Source organism: Pseudomonas sp. LBUM1671 (genome assembly GCF_059695685.1).
In genome coordinates this window covers 1,325,363-1,342,654 of record NZ_CP166782.1, presented here as the reverse complement: position 1 = coordinate 1,342,654, position 17,292 = coordinate 1,325,363, and the positions used below count along the sequence as shown (strand labels likewise).

Sequence of the window (17,292 nt, the reverse complement as noted above, 5' to 3'; positions counted from 1 at the left end):
GCTATCGTTCGTAAGTACAAAAAACAAAGCAATTAAACTTGTTACATTGCGCCGCGGTCACTGAAAGAACACTTTCAGAGCGCACACCGCCGGCATGGGATCCTTCCCCGACTACGCAAAATACTGGTTCAGCGCCCGCGACTGGAAGCCGTTCGCCTTCCAGAAGCAAGTGTGGACGGCCGTTAAACGCGGTGAGTCCGGGTTGCTCCACGCCAGCACCGGTGCCGGTAAAACCTATGCAGTCTGGTTTGCCGCGCTCAATCGCTTCGCCAAGTCGATCGCTCCTGTAGACCCCCCTCGCAAACGCAAACCGCTGTCCGAACCGCTGACCGTGCTGTGGATAACGCCCATGCGCGCCTTGGCCGCCGACACCGCTCGCGCCCTGGAAGCGCCGCTGCAAGACCTGCAGATCCCGTGGAGCGTCGGCCTGCGCACCGGCGACACCAGCAGCAGCGAACGTGCGCGTCAGAGCCGGCGCCTGCCCACCACGCTGATCACCACACCCGAAAGCCTGACCCTGATGCTCGCCCGTGCCGATGCGCAAACCGCGCTTTCGACCTTGCGCATGGTGGTGGTCGACGAATGGCACGAACTGCTCGGCAACAAGCGTGGCGTGCAACTGCAACTCGCTCTCGCCCGTTTGCGTCGGTGGAATCCGGAGCTGATCGTGTGGGGCGTTTCCGCGACGCTGGGTAATCAGTCCCACGCCGAACAGGTATTGATCCCTCAGGGTGACGGCATCAGTGTTCAAGGCCAGACGTCCAAGGAACTGCGGGTCGACACGCTGCTGCCGCCGGCCATCGAGCGTTTTCCATGGGCTGGGCACATTGGCTTGAAGATGTTGCCGCAGGTCGTCGCCGAAATTGATTCAAGTCCCAGCAGCCTGGTGTTCACCAACACCCGCGCACAATCCGAGATCTGGTATCAGGCCTTGCTGGAGGCGCGCCCCGATTGGGCCGGGCTGATCGCCTTGCATCACAGCTCACTGTCGCGGGACACCCGTGACTGGGTCGAGCGGGCGCTGAAGGACGGTCAGCTCAAAGCGGTGGTCTGCACCTCAAGCCTGGACCTGGGGGTGGATTTCCTGCCGGTGGAGCGGGTGCTGCAAATCGGCTCGGCCAAAGGCGTGGCGCGCCTGATGCAGCGGGCCGGGCGTTCGGGTCATGCGCCGGGCCGTGTGTCACGGGTGACGCTGGTGCCGACGCACAGCCTGGAGCTGATCGAAGCGGCGGCGGCTCAAGACGCCGTGGCGCAACGCCGTATCGAGCCTCGCCAGTCGCCGTACAAACCGCTGGATGTGCTGGTGCAGCATCTGGTCAGCATGGCGTTGGGCGGTGGATTTGTGCCCGATGAGTTGTATGAAGAAGTCCGTGGCGCCTGGGCCTATCGAGACCTCTCCGTGGAGGATTGGACCTGGGCGCTGGCGTTCGTACGCCATGGCGGACTTTCTCTGACAGCCTACCCGGATTACCGCCGGGTCGAGCCTGATGAGCAGGGCGTCTGGCGCGTACCGGATGCGCGGCTGGCGCGACGACATCGCATGAGCATCGGCACCATCGTCAGCGATGCGAGCATCCAGTTGAAATTCTGGAGCAAGGGTGGTGGTGGCAAGCAGTTGGGCAGTGTCGAGGAAGGCTTTATTGCGCGGCTCAAACCGGGCGACGGTTTTCTGTTCGCGGGGCGCTTGCTGGAGTTGGTGCGGGTGGAAAACATGACCGCTTACGTCAAACGCAGCACCGCGAAAAAAGCTGCGGTGCCACGCTGGAATGGCGGACGGATGCCCCTTTCCAACGAACTGGCGCAGGCGGTGGTCGCGCGTTTCAGCGCGGCAGAGCAAGGCGAGTTCATTGGCCCGGAAATGCGAGCGTTGCGCCCACTGCTGGAGGTGCAGCAGCGCTGGTCCGGGCTGCCGACCTCGAAGTCGTTGCTGGCCGAAGCGCTGAAATCCCGCGAAGGCTGGCACCTGTTCCTTTACCCCTTTGCCGGACGCCAAGTGCATCTGGGGCTGGCGAGTTTGCTCGCGTGGCGGGTCAGCCAGCAGCAGGCGATAACGTTTTCCATCGCGGTCAACGATTACGGGCTGGAATTGCTCAGCGCCACGGCTGTGGACTGGTCGAAAGTTTTGAACCCCGAACTGTTGAGTCCCGAGCATTTGTTGAAAGACGTACTCGCCAGTTTGAATGCCGGCGAACTGGCGCTTCGTCGCTTTAGGGAAATCGCGCGAATTGCCGGGCTGGTGTTTGCCGGTTACCCCGGTGCGCCGAAAAGCACGCGGCAGGTTCAAGCCTCCAGCGGACTGTTCTTCCAGGTGTTCAAGCATTACGACGCCGGAAATCTGTTACTGGCCCAGGCCGGGGAAGAAGTCCTACGGGAAGAACTGGATATTCAACGTCTGGAACAGACGTTGGCGCGTATCAATCAACTGAAGATAGACCTGCACCCGATCAAGCGTCCAACACCGCTGGGGTTTCCCCTGTTGGTTGAGCGCATGCGGGAAAGCATGAGTTCGGAAAAACTCGCGGACCGTATCCGTCGCATGGTCACCGACCTTGAGAAAACCGCCGAAACCGGGAAACCCTGATGAGTACGCCCTATCCCGTGCGACTGGCCGGTGAAGAATTGTGGCTGTTGCCGGAAAAAGCCATTTACTGGCCGGCGCAACAAACCCTGCTGATCGCCGACGTGCATTTTGGTAAAGCGGCGGCGTATCGAAGCCTGGGTCAGCCAGTGCCCCATGGCACCACTGCCAGCAATGTCGCAGTGCTGGACGGGCTATTGGCCGCTCTGCCCTGCCGTCAGCTGATTTTCCTGGGGGACTTTCTGCACGGACCTGGCTCCCATGCCACCGGCACGTTAAGCGCACTGGCGGATTGGCGGGCGCGGCACCCGGACCTGCCGATGACGCTGATCCGCGGCAACCACGACAAACGCGCCGGGGACCCGCCAGCCTCGTTGCACATACGCGTGGTGCCTGAGCCGTTGTTGCTTGGGCCGTTTGCCTTGCAACATGAACCCGATCCACATCCGCAGCGGCATGTGCTCGCAGGGCATGTGCATCCGGTCTATCGGCTGAACGGCAGAGGTCGGCAGCGTTTGCGCCTGGCGTGTTTCAGATTGGGGGAGCAGATCAGCCTGCTTCCGGCTTTTGGCGCGTTCACTGGTGGGTATCAGGTCGATCGGGACGACAGCTGCAGGATTTTTGTCATCGGCGACAACGAAATATGGCCAGTCAGCTGAAGTCTTCAGGGACTACAGCTGACTGGCCATTTCATTTTCGACGGCAGATACGGCAGATCAGGCTACGGGCGCGGGAGGCGGCTCATCCGGCAGGGTGGGCTCACCGGGCTCGGTAGGTTGCTCGTTGGGCGTATCGGGATCAGGCTGGCCGGGGATGCCCCCTGCCATGCTGATAGGTGGATGTGCCAACAAGGACCAGGCCAACACGCCAATCTGATTGGGCTCAAGCCTTGCCAGTTCGGCACTTATTTGCGGATCGATCTTCATAAAGCACTCCTGAGCGATGGCCCCGTCCGCTGTACGCGAACCGGGCAGTACACCCAATAGAGTGTCTACCCGCTGAAGAATTCCCGCGACCTGCCAGATGAATGGATCAGGTGCGTGGCAGAGTCACGCCACGTTGGCCCTGATACTTGCCGCCACGGTCCTTATAGGACACTTCGCACTCTTCGTCGGATTCAAGGAACAGCATCTGCGCCACGCCTTCGTTGGCATAGATTTTCGCCGGCAGGTTAGTGGTGTTCGAGAACTCCAGGGTCACGTGCCCCTCCCACTCAGGCTCAAGCGGGGTGACGTTGACGATGATGCCGCAGCGGGCGTAGGTGCTTTTACCCAGGCAGATGGTCAATACGTTGCGCGGAATACGGAAGTATTCGACGGTGCTGGCCAGGGCGAAAGAGTTCGGCGGGATGATGCAAACATCGCTATGGATGTCGACGAAGCTGCCGGCATCGAAATTTTTCGGGTCAACAATGGCCGAGTTAATGTTGGTGAACACCTTGAAATGACTCGTGCAACGAACGTCGTAGCCGTAACTCGACACGCCGTAGGAGATCACACGGTTATCGTCGCTGCCGCGCACCTGGCGCTCGACGAACGGCTCGATCATGCCGTGCTCTTGCGCCATGCGGCGAATCCACTTGTCCGATTTGATGCTCATGGCGGGTGTCCTGAATAGCGAGGTGGAAAAATTCTGTCCGGCATCTTACCGGGCGCGCGCTCCGGGTTCAAAGTTCGGGGCACAATTCTCGCCGATCCCCCGTGATAACTGGGCCTTCGCCTTAATCCAACGGACCGTCAGTCATGAAAACAGAGAAACCTTCGCAGGAAGCATTGGCACGTCCCTGAAAAAGGGTTAAGGTGGCGCCACTGTGCTGCTTGTGTCACTGAGAATCTCTACACGATATGTTGAATTTCGATCCAACCATCTACAAGAATTTTTCCTGCTCTTTGCACTCAGTCTCGGCCAGGGTTCTTCCTGCGTCGCAGTTATCTTTGTTCAAGGAGTTACACCATGTCTAATCGCCAAACTGGTACCGTTAAGTGGTTCAACGATGAAAAAGGCTTCGGCTTCATCACTCCACAATCCGGTGACGACCTGTTCGTTCACTTCAAAGCTATCCAATCCGACGGCTTCAAAAGCCTGAAAGAAGGCCAACAGGTTTCTTTCATCGCTACCCGCGGTCAGAAAGGCATGCAAGCTGAAGAAGTTCAAGTTATCTAACTTGTACTTGCTTTAGTAAAAAGCCCCGCCCTCAAAAGCGGGGCTTTTTTGTGCCTGTGTGTTTTGCAGGCAAAAAAAATCGCAGCCAGTGGCTGCGATTTTTTTATGCCTTACCAGGCCACGCCAAACCCTGCGGTGTAGCGGGTCTTGTCCAGATCAGCATCGTCGGTGCCGCTGATGATATCTCGCTCAGCCTTGAGGTTAAGCGATGCCCACTCCGTGACTTTGTAGCGCAAGCCCATTTCGGCATCGAGCGCGTAATCGGCCACGCCCGACAGCGGCTTGCCCACTTCACCATTGGTGAAGAACTCCACCTTCTTGCCGATCAGGTAACGGTTGTAATCCCACTTCATCGCCAGGGAATAGAAGTTTTCCTTGCTGCCGTCGGAGAACTGATAGTCCGTACGGTTGACCAGCGAACCCAGGGAGAATGCGCCTAGTTCGTCATCCCAGAACTGGTAACCCGGACCGGTACCCACGGTGCGCTGACGGGAGAGGTCTTCAACCTTGTCACGTTTATAGACCGCGCGACCCTGCCAGAACCACTTCTCGGTCAGGAATCGGTCGAGCGAGTATTCGCCCCGCCAGTTATCAGTGGTGACCACGTCATCCTGGAATTCGCGATTGTACTCGCCTTCCGCGATATGACGCCATTTGCCATGGCGCGCAGTGGTTTTGAAGTCGATGTCGTAGTCATCGGTATCTTTTTCCGCCCGCTGGTAATCCAGCGCCGCGTCGATATTCCCCTTCCACACCAGGTCTTCGACCACCGGCTTGGGCTTGAGGATCTGCTGGATACTGGCCAACTCGACCGTCTTGGGTGCCTCGCCGTTTTCCAGCGTCACCTTGCCATCGTCTGCCGCATGCAGCGACTTGGCTTTCTCGCCGGTGTAGGCATCCTGCTTGACCAACAATTCCTGATCGCTTTCCAGGGTCTTGACCTGTTTCCAGTCGATCGGGACCGCACCGGCATACTCGGTCTGGATCAGCAATTTACCGCCATCGAACAGCGTGATCTTGCCGCTCAATTTGTCACCGTTTTTCAACCAGACGGTATCAGCGAGCAACGGCGTGGAGGCACTGAGGACAGCGAGGCACAGCAGGGTTCTGGACACCATAAGCAGATACAGGCTCAAGTTTGCGAAAAAAAGTCGGCATTATCCCTGAGAATAAGACCCTAGCAAGGACTGACCCGACTATTTCTATTGAGTTCATTTCTCAATTGCCAATCCACGACTTACTCTACAAACGGTAAGGCGACCTTTTCAGGAACCACGGACGTGACCGACCCAACCGTTGAAACCGAAAGTGCGGCGCAAATTCGACGCACGGCGCTCTACTTGACACTCGCGCAGGTGCCCGAGGGCAAAGTGGTGAGCTATGGTCAACTGGCCGAGCTAGCCGGATTGGGCCGCGCCGCGCGCTGGGCCGGACGCACATTAAGCCAACTGCCCGGCGACACTAAACTGCCGTGGCATCGCGTACTGGGGGCCGGTGGCCGGATCAGCCTGCCCGTGGGCAGTCCCTCGGGGGATGAACAGCGCGCGCGATTGCGCTCCGAAGGTGTCAGTATCCTGAACAATCGTGTTGATATTCAGCGCCATGGCTGGCGCCCGGTAGAGCACAGCGGTTAGAGTGCGCGCTTTGTTTCCGTAATTCTTGAGGCAGACTCCAGCCCATGCCCCCTAAAACCTGGCGCGCCGCGCTCGCCGCCTATGCCAGCCCCTCGACGCTTGTGTTGTTGTTGCTTGGTTTCGCCGCCGGCTTGCCCTACATGCTGGTGTTTTCGACGCTTTCCGTCTGGCTTCGTGAGGCCGGTGTGGCCCGCGAAACCATCGGTTATGCAAGCCTGATCGGCTTGGCCTATGCCTTTAAATGGGTCTGGTCCCCGCTGCTCGACCAATGGCGCCTGCCATTCCTCGGCAAGCTCGGTCGACGACGCTCCTGGCTGGTGCTGTCCCAGGCTCTGGTGATCCTCGGCCTGATCGGGATGGGTTTCTGCGACCCGCAAAAGCATTTGTCCTGGCTGATCGCCATCGCCGTGGTCGTCGCCTTCGCCTCGGCGACGCAAGACATCGCGGTTGACGCCTATCGCCTGGAAATCGCCGACGACACGCGCCAGGCCGCGCTCGCAGCCAGCTATATGTCTGGCTATCGGATCGCCGCATTGCTGGCGACGGCCGGCGCGCTGTTCTTTGCCGAAGGCTTCGGCTCCACCGGCTTCAACTACAAGCATTCCGCCTGGGCCGGCACCTACGTGTTGTTTGGCGCCCTGATGGTTCCGGCACTACTGACCACGCTGTTCATGCGCGAACCGCCCGTGCCCCTGCGCACCCAACTTCAAGCCGGCCGCTACAGCTTTATGCATCAACTAATGTCGGTGTTCGTGCTGATCGTGCTGCTGGTGTCCGTGCCGGCCATGTTCACTCAGCTCTACAACACTGATTTCGCCAGCGTGCTGTTCGAAGGCGTGAGCCCGCTCGACCTGCTGCTCGAAGACCGCGCCTTCCTGCGGGCCATCCTCTACACCACGCTTACGTTTATGTGCCTGTCGGCCATGGGACGCCGCGGCCTGGCGCCGGTGCTGACGCCAATCAACGACTTCATTCTGCGGTACCGCTGGCAGGCGTTCCTGTTGCTCGGGTTGATCGCCACCTACCGCATGTCCGACACGGTCATGGGTGTGATGGCCAACGTGTTCTACATCGACCAGGGCTTCACCAAGGATCAGATCGCCAGCGTCAGCAAAATCTTCGGCCTGATCATGACTCTGGTCGGCGCCGGCATGGGCGGCCTGCTGATCGTGCGTTTCGGCATCTTGCCGATCCTGCTGATCGGCGGCATCGCGTCGGCCGGCACCAACCTGCTGTTCCTGATGCTCGCCGACATGGGCGCCAACCTGAACATGCTGATCCTGACCATTTCCCTGGACAACTTCAGCTCGGGCCTGGCGACATCGGCGTTCGTCGCCTACCTGTCGAGCCTGACCAACCTCAAGTTCTCGGCCACCCAATACGCCCTGCTCAGCTCGATCATGCTCCTGCTGCCACGCCTGATCGGCGGTTATTCAGGAGTCATGGTAGAGAAATTCGGTTACCACAACTTCTTCCTGATCACGGCGCTGCTGGGTGTTCCGACCCTGCTGTTGATCGCCCTGCACTGGTTCCAGGAGAGCCGCCGTGCAGGTCCGACGCCGACACCCGAACCGGTGCCGACCCAGGTCGCAGAAGAATCGTAGGACATTTCGCAGAGGGCGCGACGATTCCCGCCCTCGTGCCACACCGCCGACCGCACGCCTGTACGCCAGCGGATCTCGCCCGTACAATGCTCCGTCATTTCTCGTCATCAGCAACCGACAACGGCCAACCATGCGCACCAGTCAATTTTTGCTCGCCACACAGAAAGAAACGCCTTCCGACGCGGTCGTCATCAGCCATCAGCTGATGCTGCGCGCCGGCATGATCCGCAAACTCGCCTCGGGCCTGTACACCTGGCTGCCGATGGGCTTGCGAGTGATGCGCAAGGTCGAAGCCGTCGTTCGTGAAGAAATGAACGCCGCCGGCTCTCTCGAAGTGTTGATGCCGAGTACTCAACCGGCTGAGCTGTGGCAGGAATCCGGTCGTTGGGAAGAGTACGGCCCTGAATTGCTGCGCTTCAAGGATCGTCACGGTCGCGATTTCTGCGCCGGCCCGACCCACGAAGAAGTCATCACTGATCTGATGCGCAACGAGTTGAGCAGCTACAAACAGCTGCCGATCAACCTGTACCAGATCCAGACCAAATTCCGTGATGAGATCCGCCCACGCTTCGGTTTGATGCGCGGCCGCGAATTCATCATGAAGGACGCCTATTCGTTCCATGCTGATCAGCCTTCGCTGCAGATCACCTACGACCGCATGCACCAGGCGTACTGCAACGTGTTCACCCGTCTGGGCCTGAAGTTCCGTCCTGTAGAAGCCGACAACGGCTCCATCGGCGGCGCCGGCTCCCACGAGTTCCACGTACTGGCCGAGTCCGGCGAAGACGATATCGTCTTCAGCAACGGTTCCGACTACGCCGCAAACATCGAGAAAGCTGAAGCCGTGCCGCGCGAGACCTCACGCGCCGCGCCGACCGAAGAGCTGCGCCTGGTCGACACACCGAACGCCAAGACCATTGCGCAACTGGTCGAAGGCTTCAACCTGCCGATCGAAAAGACCATCAAGACCCTGGTGGTTCACGCTGAAGAGCAAGGCAAGCTGATTGCCCTGATCATCCGTGGCGACCACGAGCTGAACGAAATCAAGGCCGGCAACCAGCCTGGCGTTGCCAGCCCGCTGGTCATGGCGTCCGAAAGCGAACTGCGCGACGCCATTGGCGCCGGCGCCGGTTCCCTCGGCCCGCTGAACCTGCCGCTGCCAATCATCATCGACCGTTCCGTCGAGCTGATGAGCGACTTCGGCATCGGTGCCAACATCGACGACAAACACTACTTCGGCGTGAACTGGGAGCGCGACCTGCCTGTTCCGACCGTTGCCGACCTGCGTAACGTTGTCGCCGGCGACCCAAGCCCGGATGGCAAGGGCACCCTGGAAATCAAGCGCGGCATCGAAGTCGGGCACATCTTCCAGCTGGGCAACAAGTACAGCAAGGCGATGAAGTGCGAAGTGCTGGGCGAGAACGGCAAGCCGGTGACCCTGGAAATGGGTTGCTACGGCATTGGCGTGTCCCGCGTGGTGGCTGCAGCCATCGAGCAGAACAACGACGCGAACGGGATCATCTGGAGCGACACACTGGCGCCGTTCCAGGTTGCCCTGGTGCCATTGCGCTACGAGACCGAACAGGTTCGCGAGGCCACTGACAAACTGTACGCAGAACTCACTGCGGCCGGCTTCGAAGTGCTGCTGGACGATCGCGACAAGAAAACCAGCCCGGGCATCAAGTTCGCGGACATGGAGCTGATCGGCATTCCTCACCGGATCGTGGTCAGTGACCGCGGCCTCGCCGAAGGCAATCTGGAATACAAGAGCCGTACCGAACCTGAAGCGCAAGCGCTGCCGGTTGCCGACGTACTGTCTTTCCTCCAGGCCCGTATCCGCCGCTGACACCAGATAGAGAAGTCATGTTCAAGCGAAACACCTTAGGCCTCGGTGGTGCCGCCCTGTGCGGCACCCTGCTGGTCAGCGGCTGCGCCAATCACATGTCGCAACGCAGCGAGCACGAGGAGCGTGTCGAGCGTAAATTGCTCGATCACAGCCTGCAGATCGATGTCGGCGAGCCCAAGGTGCTTGAGTTGCCGCAACGTCGGGTGAAAATCCACGAGCAGAAGACCTTCGAAGTCACCGAATTCGAAGTCACGCGTCACTACGATCGCTACACGCCTTACCAACCCTGGCGGGAGGTCTACGAGATCCCGCTGGGCGCGGTGGCGGTGGTCGGCGGGGTCGGTGCGAACGTGGTCAACGTGTTCACCCTCGGCAACCTGCCGGACAGCGTCACCAAGGATTGGCTGAGCTACGGTTTTGCCGGGCTCAACCCGTTCATGAACGTGCAGTCCAACGGTCGGGCGCAGCAGAACCTGGCCGGGATCGACGAAATCCAGCTCGACAAGCGCACCGAATACTCGAGCCTGCCGTGGAGCGAGCGTCCGGTGGTGGTGAAAGCGGGCAAAGAAACGTTTGATCTGAGCACCGACAAAAACGGTGTTCTGCGCCTGAACCTGCTGGACAGCCCGTTCGCCGAACATGACATCAATCATCTGAGCCGACTGTTGATCAGCGTCGAAGACGGTCAGGACGATGTGCACACCGACTCGTCCCTGGCGGTCAGCAGTGGCTTGCGCGGCAAGCTGCTCGAAGCGCACGGCTTGATTTATGACGACCTCGAAGACGACGAAGTGAGCCAGTGGGTACACCGGGTCAAGCGTTTGTCGGAATTGGGTCTGGAAGAAGAAGCCAGCGAACTTGAACAGAGCCTGATCGAACTGACCCGCAACGATCCAGAGTTGCAGACCGAATTCCTCAAGTCGTTGACCAAGGATGCCGGGCGACTGGTGGCGGATCCAAACCCGAATTAAGGCTGGAAAAGCATCGCTAGCAGGCTAGCTCCCACAGGGGATTTGAGGCGGTCACACATTATGTGTCCACAGGAAATCCAATGTGGGAGCTAGCCTGCTAGCGATGACGGCCTGACATTCACCGCCGCATCAAAACCCTGCCACTACCGCTCAAACAACTCCATCTGCTCAAACCCGCCCCGCAAATCCTCAAGTCGCACGCCAATCCCCAACAACCGCACCGGTTTCCCCCCTCGATTGAACGCCTGAGTCAGCAACAACTGATAACTCCCCAAATCCCGCCCTGCCCCGGCCTGTTCCAGCGTCGTCTGGGTAAAGTCATGGAATTTCACTTTGACGAACGGCTTGCCCGGCCGGTAGCTGCTGTCGATCCGCGCCATGCGACCGGCCAGGGTTTCCAGCAGCTCGGGTAATTTATCCAGGCAGCTCACCAGATCCGGCAGGTCCACGTCGTAGGTGTTTTCGACACTGATCGACTGCCGACGGCTGTCGTTATGCACCAAGCGCTCATCAATCCCACGGGCCAGGCTCCAGAGTCGCTCGCCAAAACTGCCGAATTCGCGCACCAACGCCAACTTGTCCCACTCGCGCAAATGCGAGCAATCGACAATGCCGAGCTTGCCCAGCTTGTCGGCGGTCACTTTGCCCACGCCGTGCAGCTTGCTCACCGGCAAACCACTGACAAAGTCCTCGACCTGATCCGGCGTGATCACAAACAAACCGTTGGGCTTCTTCCAGTCACTGGCGATCTTGGCCAGAAACTTGTTCGGCGCGACGCCGGCCGAGACCGTGATGTGCAATTGATTGGAGACTCGGCGGCGAATGTCCTGGGCGATGCGCGTGGCGCTGCCACCGAAATGTGCACAGTCCGACACGTCGAGGTAAGCCTCGTCGAGGGAAAGCGGCTCGATCAGGTCGGTGTAATCGCTAAAGATCGTGTGAATTTCCTTCGACGCTTCTCTATAAGCATCCATGCGCGGCTTGACGATGGTCAGGTCCGGGCACAGCTTCAAGGCATGCCCGGAAGACATCGCCGAGCGCACGCCATAGGCCCGCGCCTCATAGTTACAGGTGGCAATCACTCCGCGCCGATCCGCCGAGCCACCCACCGCCAAGGGTTTACCCGCCAGGCGCGGGTCGTCACGCATCTCGATGGCAGCGTAGAAGCAGTCACAATCGACGTGGATGATTTTTCGCTGAGTCATATAAAAGCGGTGTTCATGGCGAAGAAATGGCGTATTGGCGTGTCGGATCGGCAGTATCTCACTGACACCTGTATATAGCACCAGTAGTCTGAATCTTCTTCCCCACTGGTAGGAAAAGTAACCGATGAATTTATTTTCTCAATCGAAAAGGTCCGCTCGATAGAGCTGCAAGCCTTGCCATACCTGACTCGCAGCCGTTCTTCCTACCAAAAATCCTAGCTAAGCGATTGAACGAGAAGAGGTTTTATCCGGATTTGAGGTTGACAGCCCGGCGATCCTCTGTAGAATGCCGACACACAGACGCGGGATGGAGCAGTCTGGTAGCTCGTCGGGCTCATAACCCGAAGGTCGTCGGTTCAAATCCGGCTCCCGCAACCAAACATCAAAAAAGGCTACTCGAAAGAGTGGCCTTTTTTGTGCGCGTCTGTTTTGTGTCGCTCTTTTCTACCAGAAGTGAGAAATCGTTCTGATTCCGAAACTTAAGTCTGCCCTGCGACCGTTCGCCGCTTATTCACACTTATTTGACCCGGTTCCAGATTAACGGTTGACACACCGGCGTATCTCTATAGAATGCCGCCACACAGACGCGGGATGGAGCAGTCTGGTAGCTCGTCGGGCTCATAACCCGAAGGTCGTCGGTTCAAATCCGGCTCCCGCAACCAAACATCAAAAAAGGCTACTCGAAAGAGTGGCCTTTTTTGTATCTGTTGAAAAAGTCCTTTCGCAACAATGACCTGTCACTGTGTAGTGAAGCGTTCGGGATCACCCTGGCTGCGGGTTCAGACTATGCTGAATCGCAGACAGAACCCTCTACGCCCAATGACATGCCATCGCCGCCAACCGGTGAGAGGCGTTAATATTTGTGATTATTTTTTTCTACAGGGATTGGTAACTTGGCTGGATACCTCCATCCTGTCGCGCACAATCCAAGAGGTGATTGATGCGCGCCAACTCGTCTGATCCACAAGACACCGTCACAGCGACCCAACCGATCAAGGCCGAGCGTCTGCGCTGGCTGGATCTGGTCAGCAAGTACCGTCAGCCCATCGGCCTGGCGGTCACGTTGCTGTTGTTCGCTATCGCGCTGATTGCCTGCCGTCACCTGCTGAGCGAACTCGATCTGTACGCTTTGCATGACTCCATTCTGGAAGTACCAAAACCGGCCTTGCTGGGCGCATTGGCTGCGACCGTGATCGGCTTCATCATTTTGCTGGGGTACGAATGGTCCGCCAGCCGCTACGCAGGCGTGACACTGGCGCCGCGCATCCTGGCGCTGGGCGGGTTCACGGCATTTGCCATCGGCAACGCCATCGGTCTTTCGATGCTTTCGGGGGGATCGGTTCGCTACCGTTTATATGCACGTCATGGCCTGGGCGCTTCAGAAGTCGCTCACATGACGCTGTTCGCCAGCCTCTCGCTCGGCTGCGCCCTGCCACCGCTGGCCGCCCTCGCAACCCTCAGCAACCTGCCTGCCGCCTCGGCGGCCCTGGGATTGTCCGAAGGTTTGCTCGGTGGTGTTGCCGCGGCTGTTTTGCTGCTCTTCAGCGTATTGGCCATCGGCATCTATCGTCGTCGCCTTCCGGAACAACCTTCCCCGGACAACCTGCTGGTCAAGGTCGGACGCCGCACCTTACGCCTCCCCGGCCGGCGTCTGACCTTCCTGCAACTGATCATCACCGCCCTGGACGTGGCCGCTGCCGCGACCGTGCTCTATCTGTTGCTGCCGGAAGCGCCACCCTTCGGTGCGTTCCTGCTGGTGTACCTGCTGGCCCTGGCCGCCGGCGTGCTCAGCCATGTGCCCGGCGGCGTCGGTGTGTTTGAAGCCATTCTGTTGGCCGCCTTCGCCGACACACTCGGCGCCGCTCCACTGGCCGCTGCGCTGCTGCTCTATCGCCTGATCTATGTCGTGCTGCCGCTGCTGGTGGCGTGTGTGTTCCTGCTGATCAACGAAGGCCAGCGCCTGTTTCAATCGCGCCAGTCCCTGCGCGCCGCGTCCGGTCTGGCGGCGCCGATTCTGGCGGTGCTGGTGTTCCTGTCCGGCGTGGTGCTGCTGTTCTCCGGCGTGACCCCGGAAATCGACACCCGCCTGGAACACATCGGTTTTCTGATTCCCCATCGCCTGGTCGACGCGTCGCACTTCGGTGCCAGCCTGGTCGGCGTGCTGTGCCTGCTGCTGGCGCAAGGTCTGCGTCGTCGGTTGTCCGCCGCGTGGATGCTGACCACCATTCTATTGCTGGTCGGCGCCCTGCTCTCTCTGCTCAAGGGCTTTGACTGGGAAGAAGCCTGCCTGATGACCCTGACGGCGAGCCTGCTGGGGGTGTTCCGGCGCTCGTTCTATCGCCCGAGCCGCCTTACCGAATTGCCGTTCTCGCCGCTGTATCTGGTCTCCAGCCTGTGCGTGCTCGGCGCGTCGATCTGGTTGCTGCTGTTCGCCTATCAGGACGTTCCGTACAGCCATCAACTCTGGTGGCAGTTCACCCTCGACGCCGACGCCCCGCGTGGCTTGCGCTCTTTGTTGGGCGCCGCCGTGTTGCTGGTGGTCGTGTCGCTGACTTGGCTGCTGCGCACCGCGCGCCCGGTAATTCATCTGCCGACGCCTGACGAGCTGGACCGTGCGGTAAAGATCCTGATGGCCTCCGCCCAACCGGACGGTGGCCTGGCCCTGACCGGTGACAAGGCGCTGCTGTTTCACCCCAACGACGAGGCGTTCCTGATGTACGCCCGCCGTGGCCGCAGCCTGGTGGCCTTGTACGACCCGATCGGCCCGAGCCAGCAACGGGCGGAAATGATCTGGCAGTTCCGCGACCTCTGCGACATCCACCACGCCCGGCCCGTGTTCTATCAAGTGCGCGCCGAAAACCTGCCGTACTACATGGACATCGGCCTGACCGCGATCAAGCTCGGCGAAGAAGCCCGGGTCGATCTGCATCGCTTTGATCTCGAAGCCAAGGGCAAAGAGATGAAAGACCTGCGCTACACCTGGAACCGCGGCACCCGCGATGGCCTGTCGTTGGAGATCTTTGAGCCGGGCCATGCGCCAATGGATGAGCTCAGGGTCATTTCCGATGCCTGGCTGACCGGCAAGAACATGCGCGAGAAAGGCTTCTCCCTCGGCCGTTTCAGCGACGACTACCTCAAGCATTTCCGCGTGGCGGTGATTCGTTTCGAAGGGCGCCCGGTGGCGTTCGCCAACTTGCTCGAGACCTACGGCCACGACTTGGCCAGCCTCGACCTGATGCGCGCGCACCCGGACGCCCCCAAGCTGACCATGGAGTTCATGATGGTCGGCCTGATTCAACATTATAAAAATCATGGATACGCGCGCTTCAGCCTGGGCATGGTGCCGCTGTCGGGGTTGCAACCCCGGCGTGGCGCACCGCTGACCCAGCGTCTGGGCTCGATGGTTTTCCGCCGTGGTGAGCAGCTCTACAACTTCCAAGGCTTGCGCCGCTTCAAAGACAAATTCCAGCCTGACTGGGAACCCCGTTATATGGCCGTGCCCGCCGGACTCGATCCGCTGGTCGCCCTGGCCGATACTGCTGCCCTGATTGCGGGCGGCTTGACTGGATTGGTGAAACGCTGATGATTCAACGCTCCTTGCGGTACGTACTGGGCACGCTGGTCGTGCTGGCCCTGATTCTCGGCGGCGGTTACTGGTACCTGAAACGCCCGGCACCCGAACCGACCCTCGAACAGCTGACCCCGGCCGATGGCGCGGCGATGACCCGCGTCATCCCCGGCAACACACCTCGCGCCCAGGTGCTTGTGGCAGTCAACGAAGACCAGAAACTCAGCGACAAACAATTGATGACCCTGAGCCGCACCGGCTCGGCGCAGATTGTCCAGGTGATCCTGCCGAAAGACTGCCTGCTTCAAAGTCGCGCCCTGCAATCGGGCCTGAGAGAACTCAAAGGCCCGGCGACCCTGGTCAGCGGCATCGGCCCTGGCGCCGTGCTGGCGTGGCGCTGGTTGTCCGAGCAAAAGGACGACAAGGCCCAAGCCGTCTCCGTCGACCTGGCCCTGGAAAAACCCGGCTGCACCCACCTGCTGCCGAAAAGCGCCGCTCACGGTCACTGGCTGGTAGCCTGGAACGACAACCCGGACGACACCAGCGCCGGCTTCGTGCGCGACCAAGCCAACGCCGAAACCAGCATCAGCGACTACGACATCAACCTGCCGCAAGTGCTGAACAACGAACTGCGCAAGCTTCTCGTCGGTGGTGACAAAGCCGCTGGCGGTCTGCAGATCCCCGTGGTTGAAGTTCCGGCCGGCCAGGCCAAGGACACCGTCACCCTGTTCCTCTCCGGCGACGGCGGCTGGCGTGACCTGGACCGCGACGTCGCGGGCGAGATGGCCAAGATCGGCTACCCGGTGGTCGGCATCGACACCCTGCGCTACTACTGGCAGCACAAGAGCCCGGAGCAAAGCGCCCTGGACCTGACCGAGCTGATGCAACACTACCGGCAGAAATGGGGCACCAAGCGCTTCATCCTGACCGGTTACTCGTTCGGCGCCGACGTCCTGCCGGCGATCTACAACCGCCTGGAACCCGCAGAACAGCAACGCGTCGACGCCATCATCCTGCTCGCCTTCGCCCGCACCGGCAGCTTCGAAATCGAAGTCGAAGGCTGGCTCGGCAACGCCGGCAAAGAAGCCGCTACCGGCCCGGAAATGGCCAAGCTGCCACCGGAGAAAGTGGTGTGCATCTACGGCGAAGAAGAAGTCGACGAAAGCGGCTGCACCGACAAGACTGCCGTGGGCGAAGCGATGAAGCTACCGGGCGGCCACCACTTCGACGAGAACTACCCGGCGCTGGCCAAGCGCTTGGTGGACATCATCGAGAAGCGCCAGGCCAAGGGTGAGACGGCTCAGGAGTGATCTGAGACCCGCCCACGAAAAAGCCCCCGTAGCCGTTTGGTTGCGGGGGCTTTTTCATATTTACCGATTCAACCAAGCACCACAGATCCCTGTGGGAGCGGGCTTGCCCGCGATATCGGTATGTCTGCCCCATCAATGTCGGATCTGCCGCCGTCATCGCGGGCAAGCCCGCTCCCACAAGAGATCTTTATTGCATCAAAGTCATGCGCTCAACCACTGCGAAGCCACGGTCATCGGATCCGTTTGTATCTGTCGGGAATCGATAACACCCCAAACCATCCACTGCTTCTTCAGTCCCTTTCGGCGTACCGAGCCCGCATATCTTCGTGGCTGACTGCATATGCCTGTTCAAAACGGACCAATCGCACACCGGCCAAGGCCTCAATTGTCATGTCTTCAAGCTCGTCGACCAT

General features: G+C 59.9%; 13 protein-coding genes and 2 tRNA genes. 11 read left to right on the top strand and 4 right to left on the bottom strand.

What is annotated here, in order from left to right:
• The first annotated feature begins 94 nt into the window (after positions 1 to 94).
• Positions 95 to 2,581, top strand: coding sequence for a ligase-associated DNA damage response DEXH box helicase (locus ACA060_RS05975; RefSeq protein WP_497316020.1), 2,487 nt, complete (start codon positions 95 to 97; stop codon positions 2,579 to 2,581).
• Positions 2,581 to 3,237 carry a ligase-associated DNA damage response endonuclease PdeM gene (gene pdeM / locus ACA060_RS05970; RefSeq protein ID WP_497316018.1) on the top strand — a complete coding sequence of 219 codons (657 nt, stop codon included), beginning with the start codon at positions 2,581 to 2,583 and terminating at the stop codon, positions 3,235 to 3,237. The genes ACA060_RS05975 and pdeM overlap by 1 nt, the downstream gene beginning before the upstream one ends.
• Before the next feature lie 57 nt (positions 3,238 to 3,294).
• Here the strand turns inward: pdeM and ACA060_RS05965 are convergent, their stop codons facing one another.
• Together ACA060_RS05965 and dcd are read right to left on the bottom strand one after the other, a co-directional pair.
• Complete coding sequence (locus tag ACA060_RS05965; RefSeq protein WP_109628267.1) at positions 3,295 to 3,504, bottom strand: hypothetical protein; 210 nt, start codon at positions 3,502 to 3,504, stop codon at positions 3,295 to 3,297.
• Positions 3,505 to 3,610: 106 nt separating this feature from the next.
• Positions 3,611 to 4,177: a dCTP deaminase gene (dcd, locus tag ACA060_RS05960; protein WP_010462661.1), complete on the bottom strand. Its 567-nt coding sequence runs from the start codon at positions 4,175 to 4,177 to the stop codon at positions 3,611 to 3,613.
• 354 nt (positions 4,178 to 4,531) lie between these two features.
• On the opposite strand from dcd, the gene ACA060_RS05955 reads away from it, so the two are divergent.
• Positions 4,532 to 4,741: a cold-shock protein gene (locus ACA060_RS05955; protein ID WP_002554837.1), complete on the top strand. Its 210-nt coding sequence runs from the start codon at positions 4,532 to 4,534 to the stop codon at positions 4,739 to 4,741.
• 110 nt (positions 4,742 to 4,851) lie between these two features.
• On the opposite strand, the gene ACA060_RS05950 is transcribed toward ACA060_RS05955, so the two are convergent.
• A complete protein-coding gene (locus ACA060_RS05950) occupies positions 4,852 to 5,859 on the bottom strand; it encodes a DUF481 domain-containing protein (protein WP_497316016.1) in 1,008 nt (335 codons plus the stop codon).
• A gap of 162 nt (positions 5,860 to 6,021) precedes the next feature.
• Between ACA060_RS05950 and ACA060_RS05945 the strand changes: the two genes are divergently transcribed.
• From ACA060_RS05945 to ACA060_RS05930, 4 genes are all read left to right on the top strand, one after another.
• Positions 6,022 to 6,375: an MGMT family protein gene (locus tag ACA060_RS05945; RefSeq protein WP_497316014.1), complete on the top strand. Its 354-nt coding sequence runs from the start codon at positions 6,022 to 6,024 to the stop codon at positions 6,373 to 6,375.
• A gap of 44 nt (positions 6,376 to 6,419) precedes the next feature.
• Positions 6,420 to 7,979, top strand: coding sequence for an AmpG family muropeptide MFS transporter (locus tag ACA060_RS05940; RefSeq protein ID WP_109628264.1), 1,560 nt, complete (start codon positions 6,420 to 6,422; stop codon positions 7,977 to 7,979).
• 130 nt (positions 7,980 to 8,109) lie between these two features.
• Entirely contained in the window at positions 8,110 to 9,825 is a 1,716-nt protein-coding gene (locus ACA060_RS05935) for a proline--tRNA ligase (protein WP_109628263.1), read from the top strand.
• A 17-nt stretch (positions 9,826 to 9,842) separates the two neighbouring features.
• The gene (locus ACA060_RS05930) at positions 9,843 to 10,796 is read left to right on the top strand and encodes a hypothetical protein (RefSeq protein ID WP_497316011.1); all 954 of its coding nucleotides are present in this window, start codon (positions 9,843 to 9,845) and stop codon (positions 10,794 to 10,796) included.
• Between the two features lie 143 nt (positions 10,797 to 10,939).
• On the opposite strand, the gene dinB is transcribed toward ACA060_RS05930, so the two are convergent.
• Positions 10,940 to 12,001, bottom strand: a complete 1,062-nt coding sequence (gene dinB / locus ACA060_RS05925; RefSeq protein WP_109628261.1) for a DNA polymerase IV — start codon at positions 11,999 to 12,001, stop codon at positions 10,940 to 10,942.
• A gap of 301 nt (positions 12,002 to 12,302) precedes the next feature.
• Between dinB and ACA060_RS05920 the strand changes: the two genes are divergently transcribed.
• From ACA060_RS05920 to ACA060_RS05905, 4 genes are all read left to right on the top strand, one after another.
• A tRNA-Met gene (locus ACA060_RS05920) sits at positions 12,303 to 12,379 on the top strand.
• 207 nt (positions 12,380 to 12,586) lie between these two features.
• Positions 12,587 to 12,663 (top strand) — tRNA-Met (locus ACA060_RS05915).
• Positions 12,664 to 12,941: 278 nt separating this feature from the next.
• The gene (gene mprF, locus ACA060_RS05910; RefSeq protein WP_497316009.1) at positions 12,942 to 15,584 is read left to right on the top strand and encodes a bifunctional lysylphosphatidylglycerol flippase/synthetase MprF; all 2,643 of its coding nucleotides are present in this window, start codon (positions 12,942 to 12,944) and stop codon (positions 15,582 to 15,584) included.
• Entirely contained in the window at positions 15,584 to 16,879 is a 1,296-nt protein-coding gene (locus tag ACA060_RS05905; RefSeq protein ID WP_497316007.1) for a virulence factor family protein, read from the top strand. Before mprF ends, ACA060_RS05905 begins: the two co-directional genes overlap by 1 nt.
• The last annotated feature ends 413 nt before the right edge of the window (positions 16,880 to 17,292 follow it).

What these genes read in the sequence shown, in the direction of transcription:
- dinB (WP_109628261.1), bottom strand. Translation starts at nt 12,001, where the DNA reads ATGACTCAGCGAAAAATCATCCACGTCGATTGTGACTGCTTCTACGCT.
- mprF (WP_497316009.1), top strand. Translation starts at nt 12,942, where the DNA reads ATGCGCGCCAACTCGTCTGATCCACAAGACACCGTCACAGCGACCCAA.
- ACA060_RS05940 (WP_109628264.1), top strand. Translation starts at nt 6,420, where the DNA reads ATGCCCCCTAAAACCTGGCGCGCCGCGCTCGCCGCCTATGCCAGCCCC.
- ACA060_RS05965 (WP_109628267.1), bottom strand. Translation starts at nt 3,504, where the DNA reads ATGAAGATCGATCCGCAAATAAGTGCCGAACTGGCAAGGCTTGAGCCC.
- ACA060_RS05930 (WP_497316011.1), top strand. Translation starts at nt 9,843, where the DNA reads ATGTTCAAGCGAAACACCTTAGGCCTCGGTGGTGCCGCCCTGTGCGGC.
- ACA060_RS05905 (WP_497316007.1), top strand. Translation starts at nt 15,584, where the DNA reads ATGATTCAACGCTCCTTGCGGTACGTACTGGGCACGCTGGTCGTGCTG.
- pdeM (WP_497316018.1), top strand. Translation starts at nt 2,581, where the DNA reads ATGAGTACGCCCTATCCCGTGCGACTGGCCGGTGAAGAATTGTGGCTG.
- ACA060_RS05950 (WP_497316016.1), bottom strand. Translation starts at nt 5,859, where the DNA reads ATGGTGTCCAGAACCCTGCTGTGCCTCGCTGTCCTCAGTGCCTCCACG.
- ACA060_RS05935 (WP_109628263.1), top strand. Translation starts at nt 8,110, where the DNA reads ATGCGCACCAGTCAATTTTTGCTCGCCACACAGAAAGAAACGCCTTCC.
- dcd (WP_010462661.1), bottom strand. Translation starts at nt 4,177, where the DNA reads ATGAGCATCAAATCGGACAAGTGGATTCGCCGCATGGCGCAAGAGCAC.
- ACA060_RS05975 (WP_497316020.1), top strand. Translation starts at nt 95, where the DNA reads ATGGGATCCTTCCCCGACTACGCAAAATACTGGTTCAGCGCCCGCGAC.
- ACA060_RS05955 (WP_002554837.1), top strand. Translation starts at nt 4,532, where the DNA reads ATGTCTAATCGCCAAACTGGTACCGTTAAGTGGTTCAACGATGAAAAA.